This is a genomic window from Streptomyces collinus (genome assembly GCF_031348265.1).
Lineage (GTDB): Bacteria > Actinomycetota > Actinomycetes > Streptomycetales > Streptomycetaceae > Streptomyces > Streptomyces collinus.
Window position 1 is genome coordinate 7,909,555 of sequence record NZ_CP133771.1, and the last position, 22,911, is coordinate 7,932,465.

The 22,911-nt window shown below is 73.0% G+C and carries 18 protein-coding genes and 3 pseudogenes; 11 read left to right on the forward strand and 10 right to left on the reverse strand.

The window, feature by feature from the left end:
• Both RFN52_RS35535 and RFN52_RS35540 read left to right on the forward strand, forming a co-directional pair.
• A complete protein-coding gene (locus tag RFN52_RS35535; RefSeq protein ID WP_184852741.1) occupies window positions 1-1,026 on the forward strand; it encodes an alpha-ketoacid dehydrogenase subunit beta in 1,026 nt (341 codons plus the stop codon).
• 5 nt (window positions 1,027-1,031) lie between these two features.
• Entirely contained in the window at window positions 1,032-2,468 is a 1,437-nt protein-coding gene (locus RFN52_RS35540; protein ID WP_184852744.1) for a dihydrolipoamide acetyltransferase family protein, read from the forward strand.
• Between the two features lie 8 nt (window positions 2,469-2,476).
• Here RFN52_RS35540 and RFN52_RS35545 read toward each other — a convergent pair whose 3' ends face one another.
• Complete coding sequence (locus RFN52_RS35545; RefSeq protein ID WP_184852747.1) at window positions 2,477-3,082, reverse strand: TetR/AcrR family transcriptional regulator; 606 nt, start codon at window positions 3,080-3,082, stop codon at window positions 2,477-2,479.
• Between the two features lie 140 nt (window positions 3,083-3,222).
• Between RFN52_RS35545 and RFN52_RS35550 the strand changes: the two genes are divergently transcribed.
• Entirely contained in the window at window positions 3,223-3,924 is a 702-nt protein-coding gene (locus RFN52_RS35550) for a TetR/AcrR family transcriptional regulator (protein ID WP_184852749.1), read from the forward strand.
• A 6-nt stretch (window positions 3,925-3,930) separates the two neighbouring features.
• Here the strand turns inward: RFN52_RS35550 and RFN52_RS35555 are convergent, their stop codons facing one another.
• The 7 genes from RFN52_RS35555 to RFN52_RS35585 all read right to left on the reverse strand — a co-directional run bounded on the left by RFN52_RS35555 (window position 3,931) and on the right by RFN52_RS35585 (window position 11,562).
• Window positions 3,931-4,635, reverse strand: coding sequence for an SDR family NAD(P)-dependent oxidoreductase (locus RFN52_RS35555; RefSeq protein ID WP_184852752.1), 705 nt, complete (start codon window positions 4,633-4,635; stop codon window positions 3,931-3,933).
• Window positions 4,636-4,652: 17 nt separating this feature from the next.
• Window positions 4,653-5,807, reverse strand: coding sequence for a thiolase family protein (locus RFN52_RS35560; RefSeq protein WP_184852755.1), 1,155 nt, complete (start codon window positions 5,805-5,807; stop codon window positions 4,653-4,655).
• Window positions 5,804-6,259: a Zn-ribbon domain-containing OB-fold protein gene (locus RFN52_RS35565; protein WP_184852758.1), complete on the reverse strand. Its 456-nt coding sequence runs from the start codon at window positions 6,257-6,259 to the stop codon at window positions 5,804-5,806. Before RFN52_RS35565 ends, RFN52_RS35560 begins: the two co-directional genes overlap by 4 nt.
• 18 nt (window positions 6,260-6,277) lie before the next feature.
• Window positions 6,278-7,396 carry an acyl-CoA dehydrogenase family protein gene (locus RFN52_RS35570; RefSeq protein ID WP_184852761.1) on the reverse strand — a complete coding sequence of 373 codons (1,119 nt, stop codon included), beginning with the start codon at window positions 7,394-7,396 and terminating at the stop codon, window positions 6,278-6,280.
• Entirely contained in the window at window positions 7,393-10,002 is a 2,610-nt protein-coding gene (locus RFN52_RS35575) for a putative PEP-binding protein (RefSeq protein ID WP_184852764.1), read from the reverse strand. The genes RFN52_RS35570 and RFN52_RS35575 overlap by 4 nt, the downstream gene beginning before the upstream one ends.
• A complete protein-coding gene (locus tag RFN52_RS35580) occupies window positions 9,999-10,631 on the reverse strand; it encodes a hypothetical protein (RefSeq protein WP_311241134.1) in 633 nt (210 codons plus the stop codon). Before RFN52_RS35580 ends, RFN52_RS35575 begins: the two co-directional genes overlap by 4 nt.
• A gap of 94 nt (window positions 10,632-10,725) precedes the next feature.
• Window positions 10,726-11,562, reverse strand: coding sequence for an enoyl-CoA hydratase/isomerase family protein (locus RFN52_RS35585; protein ID WP_184852766.1), 837 nt, complete (start codon window positions 11,560-11,562; stop codon window positions 10,726-10,728).
• 136 nt (window positions 11,563-11,698) lie between these two features.
• On the opposite strand from RFN52_RS35585, the gene RFN52_RS35590 reads away from it, so the two are divergent.
• The 3 genes from RFN52_RS35590 (at window position 11,699) to RFN52_RS35600 (ending at window position 13,987) form a co-directional block, all read left to right on the forward strand.
• Window positions 11,699-12,916, forward strand: coding sequence for an acyl-CoA dehydrogenase family protein (locus RFN52_RS35590; RefSeq protein WP_184852769.1), 1,218 nt, complete (start codon window positions 11,699-11,701; stop codon window positions 12,914-12,916).
• A 273-nt stretch (window positions 12,917-13,189) separates the two neighbouring features.
• Window positions 13,190-13,609, forward strand: coding sequence for an aspartate 1-decarboxylase (gene panD / locus RFN52_RS35595; protein WP_184852771.1), 420 nt, complete (start codon window positions 13,190-13,192; stop codon window positions 13,607-13,609).
• A 33-nt stretch (window positions 13,610-13,642) separates the two neighbouring features.
• Complete coding sequence (locus tag RFN52_RS35600; RefSeq protein ID WP_184852774.1) at window positions 13,643-13,987, forward strand: GNAT family N-acetyltransferase; 345 nt, start codon at window positions 13,643-13,645, stop codon at window positions 13,985-13,987.
• Window positions 13,988-14,559: 572 nt separating this feature from the next.
• On the opposite strand, the gene gnd is transcribed toward RFN52_RS35600, so the two are convergent.
• Entirely contained in the window at window positions 14,560-15,999 is a 1,440-nt protein-coding gene (gnd, locus tag RFN52_RS35605; RefSeq protein ID WP_184852777.1) for an NADP-dependent phosphogluconate dehydrogenase, read from the reverse strand.
• A 479-nt stretch (window positions 16,000-16,478) separates the two neighbouring features.
• Here gnd and RFN52_RS40160 point away from each other — a divergent pair.
• Together RFN52_RS40160 and RFN52_RS40165 are read left to right on the forward strand one after the other, a co-directional pair.
• Window positions 16,479-16,640 (forward strand): annotated as a pseudogene (locus tag RFN52_RS40160) (transglycosylase family protein); the annotation flags it as partial.
• A gap of 177 nt (window positions 16,641-16,817) precedes the next feature.
• Window positions 16,818-17,588 (forward strand): annotated as a pseudogene (locus RFN52_RS40165) (M23 family metallopeptidase); the annotation flags it as partial.
• Window positions 17,589-18,299: 711 nt separating this feature from the next.
• Here the strand turns inward: RFN52_RS40165 and RFN52_RS40265 are convergent.
• Window positions 18,300-19,170, reverse strand: a pseudogene (locus RFN52_RS40265) (DMT family transporter); the annotation flags it as partial.
• Between the two features lie 228 nt (window positions 19,171-19,398).
• Between RFN52_RS40265 and RFN52_RS35620 the strand changes: the two are divergent.
• From RFN52_RS35620 to glgC, 3 genes are read left to right on the forward strand one after another with little or no spacing between them, the layout of a single operon-like run.
• Complete coding sequence (locus RFN52_RS35620; protein WP_184854160.1) at window positions 19,399-20,136, forward strand: (2Fe-2S)-binding protein; 738 nt, start codon at window positions 19,399-19,401, stop codon at window positions 20,134-20,136.
• A 39-nt stretch (window positions 20,137-20,175) separates the two neighbouring features.
• Window positions 20,176-21,327 (forward strand): glycogen synthase, encoded by a 1,152-nt coding sequence (glgA, locus tag RFN52_RS35625; protein ID WP_184852786.1) that lies wholly within the window; start codon window positions 20,176-20,178, stop codon window positions 21,325-21,327.
• A gap of 51 nt (window positions 21,328-21,378) precedes the next feature.
• Window positions 21,379-22,599 (forward strand): glucose-1-phosphate adenylyltransferase, encoded by a 1,221-nt coding sequence (gene glgC, locus RFN52_RS35630; RefSeq protein WP_184852787.1) that lies wholly within the window; start codon window positions 21,379-21,381, stop codon window positions 22,597-22,599.
• Window positions 22,600-22,911 lie beyond the last annotated feature (312 nt).

The window sequence follows — 22,911 nt, forward strand, 5'->3', positions numbered from 1 at the left end:
ATGACCACCGCCACCGAGGCGTCGGCCGTCACCCCGGTCGCCGCCGCCCGCAAACTGTCCTACGTCAAGGCCTTCAACGAGGGACTCGCCCAGGCCATGCGCGAGGACGAGAACGTCTTCGTCGCCGGCGAGGACGTGGCCGGATACGGCGGCGTGTTCCGCATGTTCGACCACCTGCTCGACGAGTTCGGCCCGCGCCGCATGATCGACACCCCGATCTCCGAAGCCGCCCTGGTCGGCCTGGGCGTGGGAGCCGCCGCCCGGGGCCTGCGTCCCGTCGTCGACCTGATGTTCATGGACTTCATGGGCGTCTGCCTCGACCAGATCGTCAACCAGGCGGCGAAGATGAAGTACATGTTCGGCGGCGCGCTGTCCGTGCCGCTCACCATCACCACCGCCTCCGGCGCGGGCCTCGGCGCCGCGGCTCAGCACAGCCAGAGCCTTGAGGCCTGGCTGGCCCACGTGCCCGGCCTCAAGGTGGTCATGCCCAGCGACGCGTACACCGCCAAGGGCCTGACCGTCTCGGCCATCCGGGACGACAACCCGGTCGTCATCATGCTCAACAAGGTCCTGCTCGGCAGCGCCGGCGAGGTGCCCGAGGAGATCTACGGCATCCCGCTGGGCCAGGCGCACACGGCACGGCACGGCTGCGACGTCACGGTGATCGCCCTGGGCCGCATGGTGGGGGAGGCTCTCGCGGCGGCCGGCGAACTCGCGGCCGAGGGCGTGGAGATCGAGGTGATCGACCCCCGCACCGTGCAGCCGCTGGACACCGAGACGATGTTCGCCTCCGTCCGCCGCACCAACCGGGTGCTCGTGGTGCACGAGGCCGTCACCTTCGGCGGGCTCGGCGCGGAGATAGCCGCCCAGATCCAGGACTCCGTCTTCGACTACCTGGACGCACCGGTCCTGCGCATCGGCGCTCCCTTCTCCCCGGTTCCCTTCTCCCCGGTCCTGGAGAAGGCGTACGTGCCCGATCGCGCCCGCATCGCCCAGGGCTGCCGGCGCCTCCTCGAAAGGTCGTGACCGACATGGCGGTCGAGGTTCTGCTGCCGAAGATCGGTCTGACCATGCAGGAAGGCACGATCGACGAATGGCTCGTGCCGGTCGGCGCGGCGGTCGCGGAGGGCGACGCGCTGCTGAGGCTGGCGACCGACAAGGTCGACGTGGACGTCGAGGCGGAGGCCGGGGGACTGTTCCACCCGGTGGTCCCCGCGGGGGCGACCGTCCCCACCGGGGCCCTCATCGGCTGGCTGCTGGCCGAGGGCGAGCAGCCACCGGGCCCGGCGGGTACGCCGATGCCCGCCGGGTCCGGGGCCGGCGCGGGTGTCTCTCCGCCCGCGCTCACCGGCACCGACGCCGGCGTTGCGTCCCCGGTGCCCTCCGTCAACGGCACCGCCGGCCGGCTCCTGTCCTCGCCGAACGCCCGACGGGTCGCCACCGCCGCCGACGTCGATCTCACCGCCGTACGCGGCACGGGACCGGGCGGCAGGATCGTCTCCGAGGACGTGGAGGAGTTCCTCGCGGCCCTCCCCGGCGACCGCACGCCGGTCCCGCCGGGCGGCAGCTCCTTCTCGCCGCTGGTCCGCAAGCTGGCGAAGGAACGGGGCCTCGACCTCTCCGCAGTGACCGGCACCGGGCCGGGCGGCCGGATCCGCCGCTCCGACCTCGACGCCGTCACCCCGGCCCCTCCCCACCGGGACGCGACACCTCCGCGCAGGGACGCGACCCCTTCGCGCAGGGACGCGACCCCTTCGCGCCATGACGCGACCCCTCGGCCCGGCGACGTCCTCCCGCTCACCGGGATGCGCGGCGCCATCGCCCGCCGGATGCACGCCAGCCTCCAGGAGATGGCACAGCTGACGCACGGCTACGAGGTGCGGATGGACTCCGTGGTGTCCCTGCGGGACCGGCTCAAGGAGGAGTGGGTCGACAGCGATCTGCCGGTGCCCGGCCTCAACGACTTCCTGCTGAAGGCCGCGGCCCTGGCCCTGCGCGAGCACCCGCTGCTCAACGCGACGGTGCGGGAGGACGGCATCCATCTGCTCGACGGCATCCACCTGGGCTTCGCCGTGGCCGTTCCGGGCGGCCTCATGGTGCCCGTGATCGAGGATGCCGTGGAGCTGCCGCTGTCCGAGATGGCCCGCCGGTCCAGGGTCCTGGCCCAGGCCGCGCGCGAGGGGCGGATCTCCCCGGCACAGCTGGAGGGGGCGACCTTCACCGTCACCTCGCTCGGCGGATACGGCGTCGACTTCTTCACTCCGGTGATCAACCCCGGCAACGTCGCGATCCTCGGGGTGGGCAGGCTCAGGGACGGCGTCGAGTGGGTGGACGACCGGCCACTGCGGACGCGGGTACTGACCCTGAGCCTCACCTTCGACCACCGTGCCGTCGACGGGGCACCCGCCGCCGAATACCTGCGCACGGTCGGTGACTTGCTGCGCAGGCCCCTTCGGCTGCTGGTGTGATCGGCGCCCTATGCGGCCGGGTCGGCGATCCGCTCCGCGAGAGCGCCGACCTCGCGGACGAACGAGCGGTGGCCCAGCGACCGGTACACGTCGTCGCCCCGGACCTGTGAGATCGCCGCGGTCTCCAGCAGGGCCAGCAGGCCCAGGCCGATCACCGCCGCCTCGGCGTCGGAGACGGACGCACGGGCCTTGCGGATCAGCCGCACCAGCTCGTCCAGCAGCTCGCTGCGGCTCTCCTGCCGCAGCGCCTCCGCTTCCTGGCTCATGCCGGCCGACGACACGAAGAACATGGTGGCGGCGGAGCGGTGTTCGCCCAGCCAGGACAGGAGCGCCGTGACCGCCGCACCGATGTCCGAGCCGGGCTCGTGGGCCTCGGTGAGCGCCTGCAACTGCTCGCGCAGCGCGGTGGCGAACGCCCGCATCCCCTCCGCCAGGACCTGGTCCTTGGAGGAGAAGTGGTAGTACACCGCTGCCGAGGTCATCTCCGCGCGAGCGGCGATGTCGGCCACCGTCACCTCGTCCGGCGGCTGGGTGGCGAACAGCTCGGTGGCTGCTTCGATCACCCACTGCTTGCGCGACGGACGGTGAGCGGCGCGGGTTCCGGAGGTCGTCATGATGTCAAGTATGCCGGGTGCCGAGTGTCCCGTATGCCCACGCGCAGCAGGAATTACTCTGTCGGACGGTTGGAGTTACTGGATACCATGGTCAGTACACAGGGCCCGCGGACGCGGAGTCACGGCAGTCGGCAGGGAGCATGATGGCCAGCACGAAGAACGGCAAGCAGCCCGCCCACCGGCCCTCGCGGCGGCAGCACATCATCACCGCCGCCGTGCGGGTGTTCGGCCGCAACGGGTTCGCGGAGACCAGCATCCAGGACATCGCGGACGAGGCCCAGGTGGTGCCCACGGCCGTCTACTACCACTTCGACGGCAAGGAGGAGCTGCTCGAACTCGCCATGCGTCGCGTCTTCGACCAGCTGAACGCGGTCGTGGAGGCGGCCCGTCCCGAATCCGAGCCGGGTGATGCGGAGGGGCTGATCCGCGTCATCGACGCCGTGTGGGACTGGGTGGAGCAGAACCCGGACGAGGCTCGGCTCTACCAGGTCCAGGTCGCCTCCGCCAACGGCAGTGTCAAGGTGCTGCGGGACGAGTTCGAGCAGCGGCACATCCAGCGTGGCTACGACTATCTGCCCGAGGGCACCACCCGCAGCCCCCGGGCGGCAAAGGTACGGCACGCGTCACAGGCCCTCGCGGTCCGCACCCTGATCAGTACGACCATGCTCGTCACCGCGCTGCGGGCGGAGGGGGGACCGCTGTCCCAGCTGCCCTCCCGTTCCGTACTGGAGGCGGTCAGGGGGCTGGCGCTGCGCATCGTCGCCACCGAGCAGAAGCCAGCGAAACCAGCGAAAGCGGCGAAAGCGGCGAAGTCGGCCAAGCCGGTCACGTCCCGGACCTGAGGCGGTTCACCAGGCCAGTGGTCTGCGGTCGGCGAACAGCCCTCCCGTCGTCTCGTCGCCCTCGGGCAGGGTCGCCAGCCAGACCGGGGTGTCCGCCCCCTCCCGCGGACCGCGCGGGGCGGAGGGGCCGCCCATGCCGCTGCGGGTCCAGCCGGGGTCGGCGGCGTTGACCAGGACGCCCGTGCCGGACAGCTCGGCCGCGAGCATGCGGGTCAGGGCGTTGAGCGCCGTCTTGGAGACGCGGTAGGCGGGATGCCGGCCGGAGTCCATCAGCGCCAGTGAGCCGTACGAGCTGGTGACGTTCACGACCCGTCCGTAGCCGGCTTCCACCATGCCCGGGACGACGGCCTGCGCCACCCGCCAGGCGCCGGTGAGGTTGGTGTCCAGTGTGGCGCGCAGGATGTCCTCGTCGACGTACGGGGGCCGCAGTTCGCGGTCGAGGGACACTCCCGCGTTGTTCACCAGCACGTCGATCCCGCCGGTCAGCTCCCGTGCTTCCCGGACCGCTTCGGTGACGCTCCACGCGGAGGTCACGTCCAGGGCCAGCGGCACCGCCGCGGGGCCGATGACACAGCACGCCTCCTCGGCGGCCTCCGATTTCCGCGCCGCGACCAGCACCCGCAGCCCCAGGTCCGCGAGCTGCCGGCCGATCTCCAGACCGATGCCCCGTGCCCCGCCCGTGACGAGTGCTGTTCTGCTGTCGTGCTGCATGGCGGTGTCCGCCCCCTTCACACCGTGAGGACCGAGCAGGCGCTGATCCCGGGCGCCCCGTACACATGGGTGAAGCCCACCCGGGGAGCGCCGGGCACCTGCACACCCAGCGCCCGGCCCTGCAACTGCCGTACGACTTCGTGGAACTGCCGCAACCCCGAGGCGCCGACGGGCTCCCCGCCGGCCAGACAGCCGCCGTCGGTGTTGACCGGTATCCGGCCCTCGGGATCGGTGTCCCCGGCGGCCAGCAGCGCCTCCTGCTCGCCATGGCCGCACAGCCCGGTCTCCGCCAGGTGGATCAGCTCCGATCCGCTGTCGGTGTCCTGCAACTGGGCCACCTGTACGTCCGCGGGACGCAGCCCCGCCGTGCGGAAGACCGCCTCGGCGGCGTCCACGCTGGGGCTGCGGTGCGGGCCCGGCGGCAGCCAGGGCGAGAACACCTCGAACGAACCGAACCGCCGGGTCCGGAAGGCCAGCGACGCGAGCCTGACCGGTTGTTCGCACAAGTCGAACGCGCGGTCGCCGAGCGCCAGTACCAGCGCGGCCGCGCCCTGTCCGGGCGAACAGAACATGTACTGGGTGAGCGGGGGACTGACCTCGGCGGAGTCCAGGATCTCCTGCTCCGTCAGCGACTTGCGCCGCCACGCCAGGGGGTGGTGCGAGCCGTTGCGGAAGGCCCGCGCCGCCACCATCGCCAACGCCCGCTCCGAGATGCCGTGTTCGTACAGGTACCGCTGGGTCTTGAGGGCGAAGAACTGGGTCGTGAGCATCATGCCGGTCTCGGCGTACCAGTCGCCCAGACCGTAGCGGGCCGCGGAGACGTGGAACGCGCCCCGCTCGTGCTTGTCGAACCCCACGGCCAGTCCCAGGGATGCCTCGCCCGCGCGCAGCGCGTTGGCCACCGTGAGCACGGTGGAGGCACCGGTCGCGCAGCCGTTCTGCACGTTGACGAACGGCACTCCGGTCAGGCCCAGCCGGCCCACCAGGGTGTCGGGCTTGCCGGACACGTCGGAGCCGCCGGCCGCGTAGCCGATGTCCTCCCAGGCGACACCGGCGTCGGCCAGCGCCTCGCGCATCGCACGCTCGGCCATGTCCATTCCGGTGACGCTCTCGTCGCGGCCGAAGGGATGCATCCCGCAGCCCACGACATAGACGTCGTCGGTCCGCCTCATCGTCCTCCGTCCCGGTCCGGTGCGAACGCGAAGGTCAGCACCTCGGTCCCGTCCTCGTCCTGGTACGCGGCCACGGTGGTGAGCCGGACCGGCAGACCGATCCGGATCTCCGCGCGGGGCACCGCCAGCCGCGCTTCGACCAGGACCTCACCGAGGTCCACATAGCCCACGTGGTAGGCCCGGTGGCCGCCGGACGGCGCCCGGTACGGAGGCTTCGGCGGGAACGCCTGGAGCGTCCACGACCAGACCCGCCCGCTCACCGGCAGCACCCGCGCGGACAGCGCTCCGTCCGGACACCGGGGGCACGAGTCCTGCCGGGGGAAGACGACGGTGCCGCACGCGGAGCAGCGGGCGCCCACGAGACGCGGTGGATCCCCGGCGTCGAGCCCCCCGCCGTCCCCCCGGCCGAACTCCCCGTCGAACAGAGACTCGTCGATGAGTCTGGTGGTCATGCCGTCCCGCCTTCCACGTCACCAGCCCAGCAGCACGGCCAGCCGTTCCCGATGGTGTGCGGCGCCGCCCAGCAGGACCGCGTCCGACTGGGCGCGCCGGAAATACAGGTGCGCGTCGTGCTCCCAGGTGAAGCCCATCCCGCCGTGGAACTGCACGCACTCGGCGGCGACGGAGACGAACGCCTCGCCGCACCACGCCTGCGCCACCGCCGCCGCCTCGGCCAGCGCCTGAGGCGAGCCGTCCGCCCGGACCGCGCGCACGACGGCCGACCGCGCGGCCTCGACCTGGAGCAGCATGTCGGCACAGGCGTGCTTGACCGCCTGGAAGCCACCGACCGCCCTGCCGAACTGGGTACGGTCGCGCACATGGGCCACCGTCATGTCCAACGCGGCCTGCGCTCCGCCGAGTTGCTCGGCGGCCAGGGCGATCAGGGCCACGTCCAGGGCGCGGGAGACGACGTCCGCTCCCTCGTCGCCTGCGGTCAGCGCCCTGGCCCGGGCCCCGGAGAAGGTGACCACCGCCTGGCCCCGGCCGAGGTCGAGCGTGGGCACCCGGCGCACCGTGACCCCGGGCTCGCGCGGGCCGGCCAGGAAGAGGTCCACGCCCTGGGGCCCGGCCGCGGCCACCACCAGCGCATCGGCGTCGGCGCCGTCGAGGACGAACGGCGCGGTGCCGTCCAGCAGCGGTACGCCGCCCTGCCAGGAGACGGCCACCGGCACGGCGTCGGGCCGCCACACCCCGTCGGGCGCGGCCACGGCCAGGGCATGCACGGTGCCCTCGGCGAGCTGGGCCAGCGCCTTGTCGGCCGTACCGCAGCCGGCCAGCACCTGCCCGGCCAGCACGGTCGAGGACAGCAGCGGTACCGGTGCCAGCGTCCTGCCCAGCTCCTCGCAGACGGCGGCGATCTCGGCGAGGCCGCCGATGCCACCCGCCGACTCGGGCAGGCCGAGGCCCGCGAGGCCGACCTGCCGGCCGAGGGTGTCCCACAACTCGGCGTCGATGCCGGGGGCTTCCTCGGGCATCCGGCGTACCGCGGCGGTGCCGCCGGCGTCGGCGCACACCGACCGCACGGTCTCGCGCAGGTCGTCCAGCTCGGTGTCCGACAGGGCCGTGCCCTCGGTCACGGTGCTTGTCATCGTGCGCTCCCGCTCTCGTCGTGCCGCTCCTCGTCGCGCCGCTCCCGCGGGGCGCTGTGCGCGGCCGCCATGCGGGCCACCGGCACGCGGTGCGCGGAACAGGAGACGTAGTCGAGGCCGAGGCCGTCGCAGAAGGCGATCGACTCCGGGTCCCCGCCGTGCTCACCGCACACGCCGAGCTTGATGCCGGGCCGTACGCTCCGTGCCCGTTCGGCCGCCAGGGCGACGAGCGCACCCACCCCGTGCGGGTCGAGCCGGGCGAACGGGCTGGCGGTCAGGAACCCGCGCTCCCGGTACGAGGCGAGCACCTGGCGCTCGACGTCGTCCCGCGAGAACCCGTAGGTGAGCTGAGTGAGGTCATTGGTGCCGAAGGAGAAGAACTCGGCGTGCTCGGCGAGTTCGCCGGCCAGCAGCGCGGCCCGCGGGGTCTCGATCATCGTGCCGAGCCGGTACGGGACCTCCACTCCGGTGCGGGCGGCGACCGCGTCGGCGGCACCGCGCACGTACGCGGCCGCGGCGGCGAGTTCCTCCGGCATGCTGACGAGCGGGATCATCACCTCCAGCTCCGGCCGCACGCCGGTGGCGGCGACATCGGCCCAGGCTGTGAAGAGCGCCTCGGCCTGCGCCGGGTAGAGCCGCTCGTGCAGCAGCGCCAGCCGCACCCCGCGCAGCCCGAGCATCGGGTTCGCCTCGCGCAGCGCGGCGGCCCGCTGCTCCTCGGCCGCGTCCAGGGCCTGTCCGGGGGTGGGCAGGAACTCGTGCAGCGGTGCGTCCAGCAGGCGCACGGTCACCGGGCGGTTCCCGACCGCGGCCAGCAGCGCGCGGAAGTCCTCGTGCTGGGCGCGCTCCAGCTCCAGGAGGGCTTCGTCCCGGGCGGCCGGGTCGGCGGCCAGGAGCACCCGGCGGATCAGCGGCAGCCGCTCGCCGAGGAACTGGTGTTCCGTGCGGCACAGCCCGACACCCTCCGCGCCCAGGGCGAGGGCGGTGCCGACCTCGGCGGCGGTGTCGGCGTTGACCCGCACGCCCAGCCGGCGCATGCCGTCCGCCCACTGAAGCAGGGTGGACAGTTCGGGCGGCGGTCCGGCGACACTGACGCTCAGCGTCCCCCCGTAGACGGCGCCGGTACGGCCGTCCAGCGAGACCGGGTCGCCCTCGCGCACCACCCGATCCCCGAAGCGGACCGTCCCGGCGGCCAGGTCCACACGCAGCCCCTCGGCACCGCACACCGCGGGCTTGCCCGCACCCCGCGCCACCACGGCGGCGTGCGAGGCGATGCCGCCGCTGCCGGTCAGCACGGCGGCGGAGGCCAGCATCCCGGGGACGTCAGCCGGTGTCGTCTCGGCAGCCACGAGCACGACCTGCGTACCGTCCGCGGCCAGTTCGAGGGCACGTTCACTGGACAGCACGACCGCTCCGGTCGCCGCCCCCGGGGACGCGGGCAGCCCCGTCACCAGGAGGTCCTCCCCGCCGGTCAGCCGCAGCTGGGGGTGCAGCAGTTCCTGTACGTGCGCGGGGGTGATCCGCCGTACGGCCTCCTCGCGGCCGAGCGCCCCGTCCCGGGCCAGGTCCGCGGCCAGACACACCGCCGCCCTCAGCGGCGGGCGGAGTTGCGCCGAGGCGGCGAGCAGGGAGATCTCGTCGTCGCGCACCTCGAAGTCGACCGACACCGGCGCCCGCAGATGACGCTCCAAGGTGAGCAGGGAGTGCTCCAGCAGCGCGGTCCCGCCCGCGAGCCGGTCCAGCGGTTCACCGGTGTGCGGCGGCGGCGCGCTGCGGCGCACTCCCCGGAAGAAGGAGCCCTGGGGGGAGAGCCGCCCGGTCTCCGGATCGCGGCTGACCGCCGTGCCGTAGCCCGAGTGGTCCGCCGGGCCGATGCGCAGCGCCTGCACGTGCAGGGCGAGGGCCAGATCGGCGGGGAGCCGCTGGGCTCGGCGGGACCTTCGCGCGCGCGGCGAGTCCCACCGGGCGAGGAGGGCGCGGGCGGCCAGCGCGAGCTGTTGCGCGGGGTCGTCGGGGAAGGGCCGGGAACCGTGCCGCGCCACCAGGGACAGCAGTGCTTCCACCCGCGCCCGCGGCTCGGGCGTGTCCAGCAGCGCGTCGTCGAGCACCGCACCGGACACGTCGAGGGCGTACTCGGCGATCAGCCGTACGGTGGCGGCCCACACCTCGTGCAGGGCCTCCCCGCGCCCGATGACGGCGCACAGGTCGTCGGCGTTGGCCGAGGTCACGCCGAGACAGGCCAGGTCGGGCGGCAGTCCCGCGATCTCGGTCGGCGCGCTCGCCGACAGACGCAGCAGCAGCGGCCGTCCCGCGTCCCCGATCCGCCGCCCCGCGAGCTGTTCGACCAGGTCGACGGCGGCTTGGGCGGTGTCGGGTTCGCCCAGCGACGCGGAGGCGCCCGCGGGCACGGTGAGCCCCGGCACGACCGGCAGCCCCAGGGCCACCAGCCGGTCCATCGCCGCGCCGTGCGCACCCAGCTCGTCGGCGTCGAGGCCCCGGATCCGCCCCTGCCCGTAGGGCACCAGGACCAGGCCGGGGGCCTCGGAGAGCGCGAGAGGAGCGCCGGACTGTGCGAGCGGGCCCGCCTCGCGGTCGGCGACGCTCACCCACGGCTCCTCGTGACCAGTTCCTCTTCCCGGGCCTCGTCCTCGGCCCGGCTGATCCCCAGCACGAGCAGCAGCTCCTGGTGCAGCCGCATCCACACGGTGTGGTACGAATCGCACAGCGGCGAGGCCAGCCACGCCGTCGCGCCGTCGTCGAAACGGTCGAGGGCTTCCTCCAGGGCCGGGAGGTACCGGTCGCTGCCGGGGAGCACCCGCTCCAGCCTGCGCAGCACGGGCTGGATGGCGTCGTGCACGTCTTCCAGCGACTCGCGCACCGCGGCGTCGTAGGCGTCGTCGGAGTGGTCGTTCGCGGTGCCGTCGGGGCGGCACTGCCATGCCGTGCACACGTCGCGGATCTTCCGGTTGACCGGCAGGAACGCCTCGTAGGCAGCGGTGATCCGCTCCTCCTGCTCGGAGCCGGCGGGAACCCGCAGGATCCGCGCCGCGGCGGCCTTGGCCCGCTCGGTCGGCAGCACCACCGGCCCCTTCACCATCGCCAGTCCGGCGTCGAGCAGTGGACGGTGCTCGGACTCCGGCCGGCCGCGCCACATGCCACGCAGAACGAGGTCGACGACGGCTTCGGCGAGAGGCTCGTCGGGAGCGTCCGGAAGGCCCACGGCAGCAGATTGCATCGCCACACCTTTTCCCCGGCTCTGTGGTGACCGGTTCCTCGGATCTGTGTTGCCCGGAGGTTACGCCCCGACGAGCCCGTTAGTGAAGAGGGACTCAAGAAACACTTTCGGATTCGCCGGCCTCGGCCCGGCCGTCGCCCGACTTCGGGCGACCCCGCGCGGCGAGGAACGACGCCATGCGGTCCCGTGCCTCCCCGCCGTCCGCCAGGGCGGCGATCAGCCGCGCCTCTTCGGCGAGGTGGCGGCCCAGTTCCTCGCCGGTCCCGGCGCGCAGCAGGCCCTTCGCGGCGCGTAGTGCGTCACCGGCGCCGGCGGCCAGGCCGGCCGCGGTCCGGTGCGCCGTGTCGTCCAGTTCCTCGTCCTCCACGGAGCGGGAGACCAGGCCCCATCGTTCGGCGTCGTCGCCGGTCAGTACCCGGTTGGTGAGGATCAGGTCCGCCGCCCTGCGGGGGCCCACCAGGCGGGGCAGGAACCACGACGCCCCGCAGTCAGGCGTCAGCCCGATCGCCGTGTACGCCAGCCGGAACCGCGCGGACCGGGCCACCAGGACGATGTCGCCCACCAGTGCCAGCCCGACCCCGCCACCCGCGGCCGCGCCGCGCACGGCGGTCACCACCGGCACCGGCAGCTCGTACAGGGCCTGTACCGCGGCATGCGCGGCGCTCGCCACGGCATGGACATAGGCACCGGTCCCGGCGCCGCGATTGGTGAAGGCGCGCAGGTCACCGCCCACGCAGAAGCTGCGGCCCGCCGCCCGCAGCAGCACGGCGCCGCCCGGGTCCGCGGCCACCTCGCGCGCAGTGTCCCGCAGGGCCTCCGCCGTCCTCAGGTCCAGGGCATTGCCCCGTCCCGGATCGTCGAGCATCAGCTCCACGACCCGGTCGGGGTGGCGGACGATCCGGACCGGCTCGGTGCTCACGGCAAGGCTCATGGGCGATTCTCCTGTGGTCTTCCCGTCGCCGGGTGCTTCCCGTCCCGGGCGCTTCCAGGCAAGATACTGAAGACGCTATACAGTTTCTAGGACGCGACGGGAGCCGATGCCCGTCCGCCCGTCGGCGGGAGGTCCCGTGCCCATCCAGTTCGATGTCGATCCGACTGTCACTCAACTTGCCTCGGACACAGCCGCGTTCGTGCGCGAGGTGGTCATTCCGGCCGAGCGCGAGTGCGGCGGGTCCGTGCACGACGCCCCCGAGGCCCTGCGGGAGACCCTGCAGAAGGCCGCCCGTGACGCGGGGGTCTTCGCTCCGCAGGTGCCGACGCGCTGGGGCGGACACGGGCTCGACCTGCGAGGGCAGGCGGTGGTGTTCGAAGCGGCGGGCTACTCCCTGCTCGGACCGCTGGCGCTGAACTGCGCTGCCCCGGACGAGGGCAACATGCACCTGCTGGAGAAGGTGGCCACCGAAGAGCAGAAACAGACGTATCTGCGTCCGCTCGCCGCGGGCACATCACGGTCCTGCTTCGCCATGACCGAACCGGCTCCCGGGGCGGGCGCCGATCCCCGCTCCCTGCGCACCACCGCGACCCGGGTTCCCGGTGGCTGGCGCATCGACGGACGCAAGTGGTTCATCACCGGCGCCCAGGGAGCCGGCTTCGCCATCGTCATGGCCCGGACCTCCGGCGGCCCCGGCGACCCGGGCGGCGCCACGATGTTCCTGGTCGACGCCGGCACGCCCGGCATGAGCATCGTCAGGACCATCGAGACCCTGGACGAGTCGCTCTTCGCCGGGCACAGCGAGATCGTCTTCGACGGGTGCGTGGTGGGGGAGGAGCAGGTGCTCGGGGCGGTGGACCGCGGCTTCGAAGGTGCCCAGGTCCGGCTCGGTCCCGCCCGGACGACCCACTGCATGCGCTGGCTGGGAGCCGCCCGCCGCGCTCAGGACCTCGCCCTGGAGCGGGCGGGCAGCCGGATGGCGTTCGGCTCGCCGTTGGGAGACCTCGGCATGGTCCAGCAGATGCTGGCCGACTCCGAGATCGACATCGAAGCGAGCCGCGCACTGATCCTGCGTACCGCCTGGGAGCTGGACACCGGCTCCGCCGCCGCCTCTCAGCTCACCTCGGTGTCCAAGACCTTCGTGGCGGAAGCGGTGAACCGGGTGGTCGACCGGGCGGTGCAGATCTGCGGAGCGCTCGGCATCTCGGCCGACGACGCCCCGCTGGCCCGGCTCTTCAGGGAAGTACGTCCGTTCCGGATCTACGACGGCCCGTCGGAAACGCACCGTTTCGCCATAGCGCGCCGCGCGGTGCGGCCCTATCGACGGCCGCGCCCGGGCCCCGCCGATGGCTGATCGTTCCGGGACCCTTCTGTCCACGACCTGCGGCAGCGGCCGAGCCCGGCGGGCACTGCCGTCGCCGGGGCGGCAGGCCGTGCCCTCGCGACCGCGGCCCACCCGCAGCCGCCCGGCCCGCCCGATGACGCGTCGGGAAAGTCAGCAGTCGGTCAGTGTGAGTCCTGAAACACCCGGGGACAGCTGACCGCACATGCGAATCGTTGTACGCTCCGGAGACCGCCCTTGACCTGCAAAAAGCAGGCAGGGAGCAGACAGATCGGGAGTATTTCCGTGCTTCGTACCATGTTCAAGTCCAAGATCCACCGAGCCACCGTCACCCAGGCCGACCTGCACTACGTGGGATCCGTGACCATCGACGCCGACCTGCTCGACGCCGCCGATCTGCTGCCCGGCGAGCTCGTGCACATCGTGGACATCACCAACGGGGCCCGGCTGGAGACGTACGTCATCGAGGGCGAGCGCGGGTCCGGCGTGATCGGGATCAACGGGGCCGCCGCCCATCTCGTCCACCCCGGCGACCTCGTGATCATCATCAGCTATGCCCAGGTGACGGACGCCGAGGCGCGGGCACTCGCCCCCCGGGTCGTGCACGTGGACCGCGACAACCGGATCGTGGCCCTCGGCGCCGACCCGTCCGAGCCGGTGCCCGGCTCGGACCAGCAGCGCAGTCCGCAAGCCGCCGGGGCCTGACGGACGCATCCGCAGCAGAGGAGGAGCGTGTCCATGAGCGACCCGGAGATCCGCGACGACCGGGCGGCGGGCCGGCTGGAGGCTGTGTCCGGCGGTGAAGTCGTCGGCCGCATCGAGTACTTCGTGCTCGAAAGCCCCGAGCGCGCGCTCGTGCCCGTCCACACGGTCGTCGAGCCTGCCCACGAGGGCAAGGGCATCGCCGGTTCGCTCGCGCGCGAGCTCTACGCCCTCGCCGGCCGCGAGCACAGCGCCGTCGCCTCGCTCTGCCCGTACGTCACCAAGTGGGCCGAACGCCACCCGGACGAGGCCCAGCCGGCCGACGAGGCCCTCCACGCGGCGGCGAAGGACTGGCTGAGGGCGCATCCCGGCCGCTTTTGAGATCCCAGCGGCTTGTGGGGTCCCAGCGGCTTCTGAGAGCCCGGTCGCCTTTGGGATCCTGGCCGCTTCGAGAGCCGTTCCCGTCGTCCCGGCCCCCGCTACCCCACCTGGTCCCCTCTCCGTCCCCGGGGGAGTGACTGCGGAGGCGGGTGCCGGGTAGGCGGGGGTAGTCCAGAGCCGGAGCCGTCCTACTGGCTGGAGGACCTGATGACGAACCCGATCCCCGACCCCGTGCCGCCGGCGCCGACACCGGGCCCGGATCCCCAGCGCCCGGAACCGCACCCCGACCCGGTGCCGAACCCGCAGCCCCCGCCGGGCCCGGAGCCGACCCCGCCTCCGCCGACGCCCACCCCGCCGCCGGGCCCGACCCCGCCGGCGCCTCCGGGCCCCGGCCCCGTGCCGGGTCCCGACCCGTCCCCGATCCCCCCGGGGCCGGATCCCGTGCCGAACCCCGAGCCCGGACCTCCACTGTCCTGACCGGACCTGTCCTAACCGGGCACACGACACGAACGGGGCGGTGGACGGCGATTCCTGCCGTCCACCGCCCCGCATACGTCCGTCAGCGGCAGCGCCTACGCGGAGGTCTCCGACCGGTCCCCGCCCCACAGCGTGTGGAACGACCCGTCCCGGTCCACCCTGCGGTAGGTGTGCGCACCGAAGTAGTCCCGCTGCCCCTGCGTCAGCGCCGCCGGCAGCCGCTCCGCGCGCAGAGCGTCGTAGTAGGCGAGGGCCGCCGCGAAACCGGGCGTCGGCACACCCTGGCGGGTCGCGGCGACCAGCACCTCACGCCAGTCGTCCTGGGCGTCCGCGATCTCCTGCGCGAACGTCGCGTCCGACAGCAGGCTCGGCAGGTCGGGACGGGCGTCGTACGCGGCGCGGATCCGGTCCAGGAACGCCGCGCGGATGATGCAGCCGCCCCGCCACAGCGCGGACACCGCACCGAGGTCGATGTCCCAGCCGTACTCGCCGCGGGCGGCGTCGATCTCGTGGAAGCCCTGCGTGTACGACACGATCTTCGACGCGTACAGCGCCTGCTCCACCCGGTCCGCGAACGCCCGGGCCTCCGCCTCGCTCAGCGGCTTCGCCTTCGGGCCGGCCAGCCCGCGCGAGGCCTCCCGCAGGGCCGCGTGGCCCGACAGCGACCGCGCGAACACCGCCTCGGCGATACCGGACACGGGCACACCCAGGTCCAGCGCGATCTGCACGGTCCAGCGGCCGGTGCCCTTCTGCTCGGCCTGGTCCACCACCACGTCCACGAACGGCTTGCCCGTCTCCGCGTCGACGTGCGACAGCACCTCGGCCGTGATCTCGATCAGGTACGAGTCGAGACGGCCCCGGTTCCAGGTGCGGAAGATCTCCGCGATCTCGGCGGGGGAGTAGCCGGCGACGTCCCGCAGCAGCTGGTACGCCTCGCCGATGAGCTGCATGTCCGCGTACTCGATGCCGTTGTGCACCATCTTCACGAAGTGCCCGGCGCCGTCCGGACCGACATGGGAGACGCACGGCGAGCCGTCGGCCGCCTTCGCCGAGATCTTCTCCAGCATCGGGCCCAGCGAGTCGTAGGACTCCCGCGGGCCGCCCGGCATGATGCTCGGGCCGTTCAGCGCGCCCTCCTCACCGCCGGAGACACCCATGCCGACGAAGTGGATGCCCTGCTCACGCAGGTCCCGCTCACGGCGCCGGGTGTCGGCGAAGTGCGCGTTGCCACCGTCGATGATCATGTCGCCGGGCTCCAGCAGCGGCGCGAACTCCTGGATCACCGCGTCCGTGGGCTCACCGGCCTTCACCATCACGACCAGCCGTCGCGGACGCTCCAGCGCCGCGACGAAGTCCTTCGCGCTCTCGCACGCGACGAACTCCCCCTCGCCGCCGAACTCCTCCACCAGGGCGTGCATGCGCGCGGGCGTCCGGTTGTGCACCGCGACCGTGTAGCCGTTGCGGGCGAAGTTGCGGGCGAGGTTGCGGCCCATGACCGCGAGACCCGTGACGCCGATCTGCGCTGTACTGCTCATTCGGTTCGCTCCTAAAGACCTCGGTATCGGTGCTGCCGGTGGGAGGTGCCCACGGGCATCCCCCGTCGACCATCCTGACGTGCCGCTACTTCGACCGCACGCCCGGGTCGCACGGCGTGGCGCAGGCTGATACGGACGAGAGCCCCGTCGCACTCAGCCGACGGGTGCGCCCCGCGCGCGCCGCACCGGCGCACGGTGTGCCGCCCACGGTGCACCACCGTGGCGTGCGTCGCGCAACAGGGGCCTCATACCGGCCATTTGGACTCCCGGGCGGCGAAAAGCCGTCTTGTTCTGGCCGGTTCGCAGCGCTTACTTTTGCCCCTCCTGACGCATGTCTAGGGGGGCTTTCGATGGCCGTACGCGGTCGGCACCGCCGGTATCAGCCGAACAGGATCAACCGCGCTTCGCTCACCGTCACGGCGGGCGGCGCGGGCATGGCACTGCCGTTCATGGGCACCGGCGCCGCCGAGGCGGCGGACATGGACACCTGGAACAAGGTCGCCGCCTGCGAGTCCACCAACAACTGGAGCATCAACTCCGGCAACGGCTTCTACGGCGGACTTCAGTTCACCCAGTCCACCTGGGAGGCCTACGGCGGCCGGGCCTACGCGGCCCGCGCGGACCTCGCGAGCAAGGACCAGCAGATCGCCGTCGCGGAGAAGGTCCTCGACGGGCAGGGGCCGGGCGCCTGGCCGGTCTGTTCCGTACGGGCCGGACTGACCCGGGGCGGCGGCGAGCCCGACATCCGGCCGGCCACCGAGCGCACGAAGCAGAAGGACGCGAAGCAGAAGGACGCGAAGAAGAAGACCTCCATCGAGGACGTACGGCCGCAGTCCACGCCGCAGTCCCGGGCGGGCAACGCCGAGATGTACACCGTGGTCCGCGGCGACACCCTCTCCCGCATCGCGGACGACCAGGACGTCAGGGGCGGCTGGCGGGGCCTGTACGCCGCCAACCGCTCGGCCATAGGGTCCGACCCCGATCTGATCGTGCCCGGCCAGCGCCTGGCGCTGCGCGGCGAGGGCGCCACGAAGACGCGGCCCGAGCACAGGCCCGCGCCCGCGGCCAAGCCCGCGACGAAGAAGCCGGCCCAGGACCGCGCCAAGGAGCGGCCGAAGGAGCGGTCCACGGAGCGGGCCAAGGACGAGAGCAGGGAGCGCGCCGACCGGTCCACGGCCACCCGGCAGGGTTTCGTCGCCCCCGTCAACGCCTCCCTCGGAACGCCCTACCGCAAGGCGGGATCCGCCTGGTCGAAGGGCTACCACACCGGCATCGACTTCCCCGTGCCCACCGGCACAACGGTCAAGTCGGTCGCGTCGGGCAGCGTCGTCAGCGCGGGATGGGGCGGCTCGTACGGCTACCAGGTCGTGGTCCGGCACGCCGACGGCCGCTACAGCCAGTACGCCCACCTCTCCGCGATCTCCGTGCGGGACGGGCAGCCGGTGAGCGCTGGCCAGCGCATCGGCCGCTCCGGCTCCACCGGCAACAGCTCGGGCCCGCATCTGCACTTCGAGGTGCGGACGGGGCCCGGCTTCGGTTCGGACGTGGACCCGGTGGCGTACCTCCGGGCCGGCGGCGTCAGGATCTGACACGCATGCGGTGCCGGTCGATCACGGGCAGCGGGACGTACGGGATGCCGTAGAAAGGCACGTAGGAGAACGGGCGATCGTCGTCGGAGGCCGCCACCACCGACGACTCCCCGCCCTCGTACGAGGCATCCGCCCCGCCGGCCCCCGCTGCTGTTCCGGGCCCCGGCACGAGCACGGCGGCCGGTGTGTCCGGTACGGCCACGGCGCCCGCCGCCGCTGCCACCGGCTCCGACGCGAGCACATCCACCGTTTCCTCCGGCCGAGGCGCGAGCGCGGCGGCCGGTGCACCCGGCACGGGGACTGCGGCTGCCGCCTGCGGGCCGGGCACGAGCACAGCGCCCGGCGCGTCCGCTCCAGGCACAAGCATCGCGGCCGGTGCGCCCGACCCGGACACCGGCGCCGCCGCTGCCACCGGCTCCGGTACGCGCACGCCCGCCCTCTCGTCCGCCCGCGGCACGATCACCGCGGTCGGTGCGCCCGGCCCTGGAACGAGTACCGCCGCCGTCGCCACGGACTTCCGCACGAGCACGTCCTCCCCGCGCAGCCCGGCCTGAGCCCCGGCAGGGACCCCCTCGGGGATGCCGTCCAGGCTCGCCGGTTCTCCCACCTGCTCGGGCAGGCCACCCCGGCCCGCCCGCTCCGGCCCGCGGCCCGCCTGCTCCGGCACCCGGCGCGGCCCTTCGGCCGACAGGGCCCGCGCGCCCGTTCCGCTCGGCGCCTCCGCGGGCCGGGCCGGAACCGCGTCCGGGTGCTCGTGCGTGAGCCGCTCCGTCGTGAGCAGGATCAGGCCGCCCGCCGCGATCACACCGCAGCCCAGGGCGAGCACCGTACCCGTCGTGCCGTAGCGGAAGGTTTCTCCGAACATCGTGATGCCGACCGCAGCCGCCACCACCGGGTTCACGACCGTCAGCGTGGCCAGCGGGGCCGCGAGGCCGGCGCCCCGGTAGGCAGCCTGCGACAGCAGCATGCCGGCCGTGGCCAGGGCACCGATCACGGCGAGGGACGGCACGTCGGCCGCCGACACACCGCCGGTCCAGTCGACCGCGACGGTCTTGGTGAACACGGAGGACATGCCGAACGCGATGCCGGAGGCGGTCGCCAGCAGCATGCTGCGGACCGCCGGGTGCCGGTGCACGGCCCGGGCGGCGATCATCAGCGTCACGACCACACCCGCGGTGACGACGGCGACGGCCACCCGCTCCGGCGTGTTCAGCGACCGCGCGTCGGACGCGGCGACCAGGGACAGCAGACCGGCGAGCCCCACCGTCGCCATGATCGCGCCCCGCCAGGCCGTGGCACCGGCCTTGCGGCCGACGAACAGTGCCGCCATCGGCAGGGCCACCACGATGGTCAGCGCACCGAGCGGCTGGACCAGGCTCAGCGGCCCGTAGGCCAGCGCCACCACGTGCAGCAGTCCGCCGAGGCCGTTCAGCCCGACCGCCGCCCACCAGCCCGGCCGCCGCAGCGGCGCGTACTGCTCGCCCGGCGAGGACTCCGCCACCCGCTCCTGCACGATCGCCCCGCCCGCGTAGGCGAACGCGGAAACGAGGGACAGCAGGACGGACAACGCGAGGGCGCTCATCGGCTGATCCTCTGCGTCAGGCGTGGGCGCTCGGCCCGGCGCGGCGAAAGGTGGGCTTTCATGACCAACACCCTGCCGTGTCCAGCTCTTCCCGTCGTCGTCCCTGAGCACTCATTGGGTCCTACTGCCGGTGGAGTACGCGAGGAACCCCCTCATCCCCAGGGTGGGCGAGTCCGGTCGGGGGCCACCGGGTCACGTCCCTTAGGGGCCTTGGTACTACTGCTCTTCGTGGACCTCGACCCCGACCTCGCCGCGCTCCGCCCGCTCGCCGGCTTCTTCGTGCTGCGCACGGAACGAGCATCGGCCGGGTCTCTTCCCACTCTCGCACAGGCCTACGCCGACACGTCACCTAATGTGTCGGTAAATCCCCTTATTCTTCGCGTGCGGAAGGTCGCGACCGCCCTGCGCGCTCCGGAGTTGCGCGTCGCCGCGTCCGTGACCCACCAGGGACTCGCGGCCCGGTTCTGGTCGATCGCCCTCGGCTGCGCCGCGCTCTACGGCTCCGTCCCCGACCTGGATGCCCGGCTGCTGCACTGGGACGCCGACGGCAGCGCCCCCGACGACCTGTGGCTGACGGACGTACGGCAGCTGCCGGGGGACGCGCAGTCCCTCGCGGACGTCGTCCTGCACGGCCACCTCGTCCCGCTGGCGGCGGCCCTGCGCGCCCACCACGGCCTCGCGCCGGGCCTGCTGCGCGGCAACGCCGCCTCCGCCCTGGCCGGCGCCGGCCGGGAACTGGACCGCTGGGCCGGGCGGCACGGCCGTACGGACGTCGCCGCCCGGGCCCGGTCCCTGACCGCCGAACTCCTCGCGCACCCCCTGCTCACCGGCGCCGGGACCCTCACCGGTACCGCGTTCCGGCGCCGCAGCTGCTGCCTGTACTACCGGGTGCCCGGCGGGGGCGTCTGCGGCGACTGCTGCTTCCCGCGACCGCCCCGCTCTTCCCCACGCGCCCCTTCTGGGTGACCATGAAAGGGAACGGCCGTTGAGAGCAGGGAGTTGCGGGTGCGCGTCGGACTGCTGACCCGGGAGTACCCGCCGGATGTGTACGGCGGTGCGGGCGTCCATGTGGAGTTCCTCGCCCGCGAGCTCAGAGGGCTCGTCGAGCTGGACGTGCACTGCTGGGGGGAGGGCCGCGCCGACGGCGTGCTGCGCCACCGGCCCTGGTCCGCGCTCGACGGCGCCAACGACGCGCTGCGCACCTTCTCCGTCGACCTCGCGATGGCCGCCGCCCTCGAAGGCCGCGAGCTCGTCCACTCCCACACCTGGTACGCCAACCTCGGCGGCCACCTCGCCAAGCTCCTGTACGGCATCCCGCACGTGATGACCGCGCACTCCCTGGAGCCCCTGCGCCCCTGGAAGGCCGAGCAGCTAGGCGGCGGCTACGAACTGTCCAGCTGGGCCGAACGCACCGCGATCGAGGCCGCCGACGCGGTGGTCGCCGTGTCCGGAGCCATGCGCGAGGACATCCTCGGCTGCTACCCGGCGCTGGACCCGGAGCGGGTCCACGTCGTGCACAACGGCATCGACACGAGCCTGTACCGGCCCGACCCCGGCACGGACGCCCTGGACCGGATCGGCCTGGACCGCTCCCGCCCGTACGTGCTGTTCGTCGGCCGGATCACCCGCCAGAAGGGCGTGCCCCACCTGCTGCGCGCGGTGCGGGACATCGACCCGGCCGCACAGGTCGTGCTGTGCGCGGGCGCACCGGACACGCCGGAGATCGACCAGGAGTTCCGCGAGCTGTTCGGGGAGCTGAGCGCGGTCCGCGACGGGGTGTTCTGGATCCCGAAGATGCTGCCCCGCCCGGAGGTGATCCAGCTCCTCACGCACGCCGCCCTCTTCGTCTGCCCGTCGGTGTACGAGCCGCTCGGCATCGTGAACCTGGAGGCCATGGCCTGCGGCACCCCCGTGGTGGCCTCGGCGGTCGGCGGCATTCCCGAGGTGGTCGACGACGGCACGACAGGGCTGCTCGTCCTGCCCGGCGACGGTTTCGAGGCGGGGCTCGCCCGGGCCATGGGCACCGTCCTGGGCGACCCGGCGGCCGCCCGGCGGATGGGCGAGGCCGGGCGGGAGCGCGCGGTCGGCGAGTTCGGCTGGGACGCGGTGGCCCGCCGCACGGTCCGGCTCTACGAGGAGATCGTCAAACAGGCTTAGCGGGTACTGCTCAGGGGCAGGCATCGGGAAATCGGCGTGAGGGGAGCGGCCATGCGTGGTGGTGGTCCTTCGGTCCTGGGGATCGTGCTGGCGGGCGGCGAGGGCAAACGGCTGATGCCCCTGACCGCGGACCGTGCCAAACCGGCGGTGACCTTCGGCGGCACGTACCGCCTGGTCGACTTCGTCCTGTCCAACCTCGTCAACGCCGGCGTGCTGCGCATCTGCGTCCTGACGCAGTACAAGTCGCATTCGCTGGACCGGCACATCACGACCACCTGGCGGATGTCCAACCTGCTGGGCAACTACGTCACGCCCGTGCCCGCCCAGCAGCGCCTCGGCCCGCGCTGGTACCTGGGCAGCGCCGACGCGATCCTGCAGTCGCTGAACCTCGTCTACGACGAGCAGCCCGAGTACGTCGCCGTCTTCGGCGCCGACCACGTCTACCGCATGGACCCGCGCCAGATGCTCGACCAGCACATCGAGAGCGGCGCGGGCGTGACGGTCGCCGGGATCCGGGTGCCGCGCACCGAGTCCTCGTCCTTCGGGGTGATCACGCCGGGCTCGGACGGGCAGACGGTGGAGCGCTTCCTGGAGAAGCCCTCGGCCCCGCCCGGACTGGCGGACGACCCCGAGTGCGTCTTCGCCTCGATGGGCAACTACATCTTCACCACCAAGGCCCTCATCGAGGCGCTCAAGCGGGATGCGGAGGACGAGTCCTCCGTGCACGACATGGGCGGCTCGATCCTGCCCCAGCTCACCGACCGGGGCGAGGCTTCGCTCTACGACTTCAGCGCCAACCACGTGCCCGGCGAGACCACCCGCGACCAGGGCTACTGGCGGGACGTCGGGACGCTGGACGCCTACTACGAGGCCCACATGGACCTCATCGCCGAGCGCCCCGCCTTCAACCTGTACAACCGCAGCTGGCCGATCTACACGCACTCGTACCAGCTCTCGCCGGCCCGGTTCAACGCGGGCGGCATCGCGAGCGAGTCCATCATCAGCGCGGGCTGCCTGGTGCGCGGGCAGGTCACGCGGTCGGTGCTGTCGCCGGGCGTGCTGGTCGACCCGGGCGCCGTGGTGCAGGGGTCGGTGCTGCACGACAACGTGCACATCGGCCGGGGCGCGGTGGTGCGCGGCGCCGTCCTCGACAAGAACGTCGAGGTGCCGCCGGGCGCGACCATCGGCGTCAACCCCGAGCGGGACGCGGAGCTGTACACGGTGTCCAAGGGCGGCGTGATCGCCTTGGGGAAGGGGCAGTTGGTCACCTGAGCCCGCGGCGGCCCCGGGGGCTTTGTCCTGCCTATGGGCGAAGTCCGGGATCTGAGTCGTCATGCCTTCGTCTTCCTTGGCGTACACATGACAACGTTGGCGTGAGAGATTCCGTGCGTCCGTGACGCCTCAGAACCCGCCTCGCGTCCCTGCTCGCCGCGCTCCTCGCTCTCGCGGGCCTGAGCGCGGTCCCCGCCCTCGCGGACGACCCCGCCGAGACCCACGGCCTCAAGGGCGAGTACTGCACCCACTTCGCCCCGGGCGTCTTCGACGTCCACACCCTCAAGGCGACGACTTATGACCGCGCGGTGC

What these genes read in the sequence shown, in the direction of transcription:
- RFN52_RS35535 (WP_184852741.1), top strand. Translation starts at nt 1, where the DNA reads ATGACCACCGCCACCGAGGCGTCGGCCGTCACCCCGGTCGCCGCCGCC.
- RFN52_RS35540 (WP_184852744.1), top strand. Translation starts at nt 1,032, where the DNA reads ATGGCGGTCGAGGTTCTGCTGCCGAAGATCGGTCTGACCATGCAGGAA.
- RFN52_RS35545 (WP_184852747.1), bottom strand. Translation starts at nt 3,082, where the DNA reads ATGACGACCTCCGGAACCCGCGCCGCTCACCGTCCGTCGCGCAAGCAG.
- RFN52_RS35550 (WP_184852749.1), top strand. Translation starts at nt 3,223, where the DNA reads ATGATGGCCAGCACGAAGAACGGCAAGCAGCCCGCCCACCGGCCCTCG.
- RFN52_RS35555 (WP_184852752.1), bottom strand. Translation starts at nt 4,635, where the DNA reads ATGCAGCACGACAGCAGAACAGCACTCGTCACGGGCGGGGCACGGGGC.
- RFN52_RS35560 (WP_184852755.1), bottom strand. Translation starts at nt 5,807, where the DNA reads ATGAGGCGGACCGACGACGTCTATGTCGTGGGCTGCGGGATGCATCCC.
- RFN52_RS35565 (WP_184852758.1), bottom strand. Translation starts at nt 6,259, where the DNA reads ATGACCACCAGACTCATCGACGAGTCTCTGTTCGACGGGGAGTTCGGC.
- RFN52_RS35570 (WP_184852761.1), bottom strand. Translation starts at nt 7,396, where the DNA reads ATGACAAGCACCGTGACCGAGGGCACGGCCCTGTCGGACACCGAGCTG.
- RFN52_RS35580 (WP_311241134.1), bottom strand. Translation starts at nt 10,631, where the DNA reads ATGCAATCTGCTGCCGTGGGCCTTCCGGACGCTCCCGACGAGCCTCTC.
- RFN52_RS35585 (WP_184852766.1), bottom strand. Translation starts at nt 11,562, where the DNA reads ATGAGCCTTGCCGTGAGCACCGAGCCGGTCCGGATCGTCCGCCACCCC.
- RFN52_RS35600 (WP_184852774.1), top strand. Translation starts at nt 13,643, where the DNA reads ATGAGCGACCCGGAGATCCGCGACGACCGGGCGGCGGGCCGGCTGGAG.
- gnd (WP_184852777.1), bottom strand. Translation starts at nt 15,999, where the DNA reads ATGAGCAGTACAGCGCAGATCGGCGTCACGGGTCTCGCGGTCATGGGC.
- glgC (WP_184852787.1), top strand. Translation starts at nt 21,379, where the DNA reads ATGCGTGGTGGTGGTCCTTCGGTCCTGGGGATCGTGCTGGCGGGCGGC.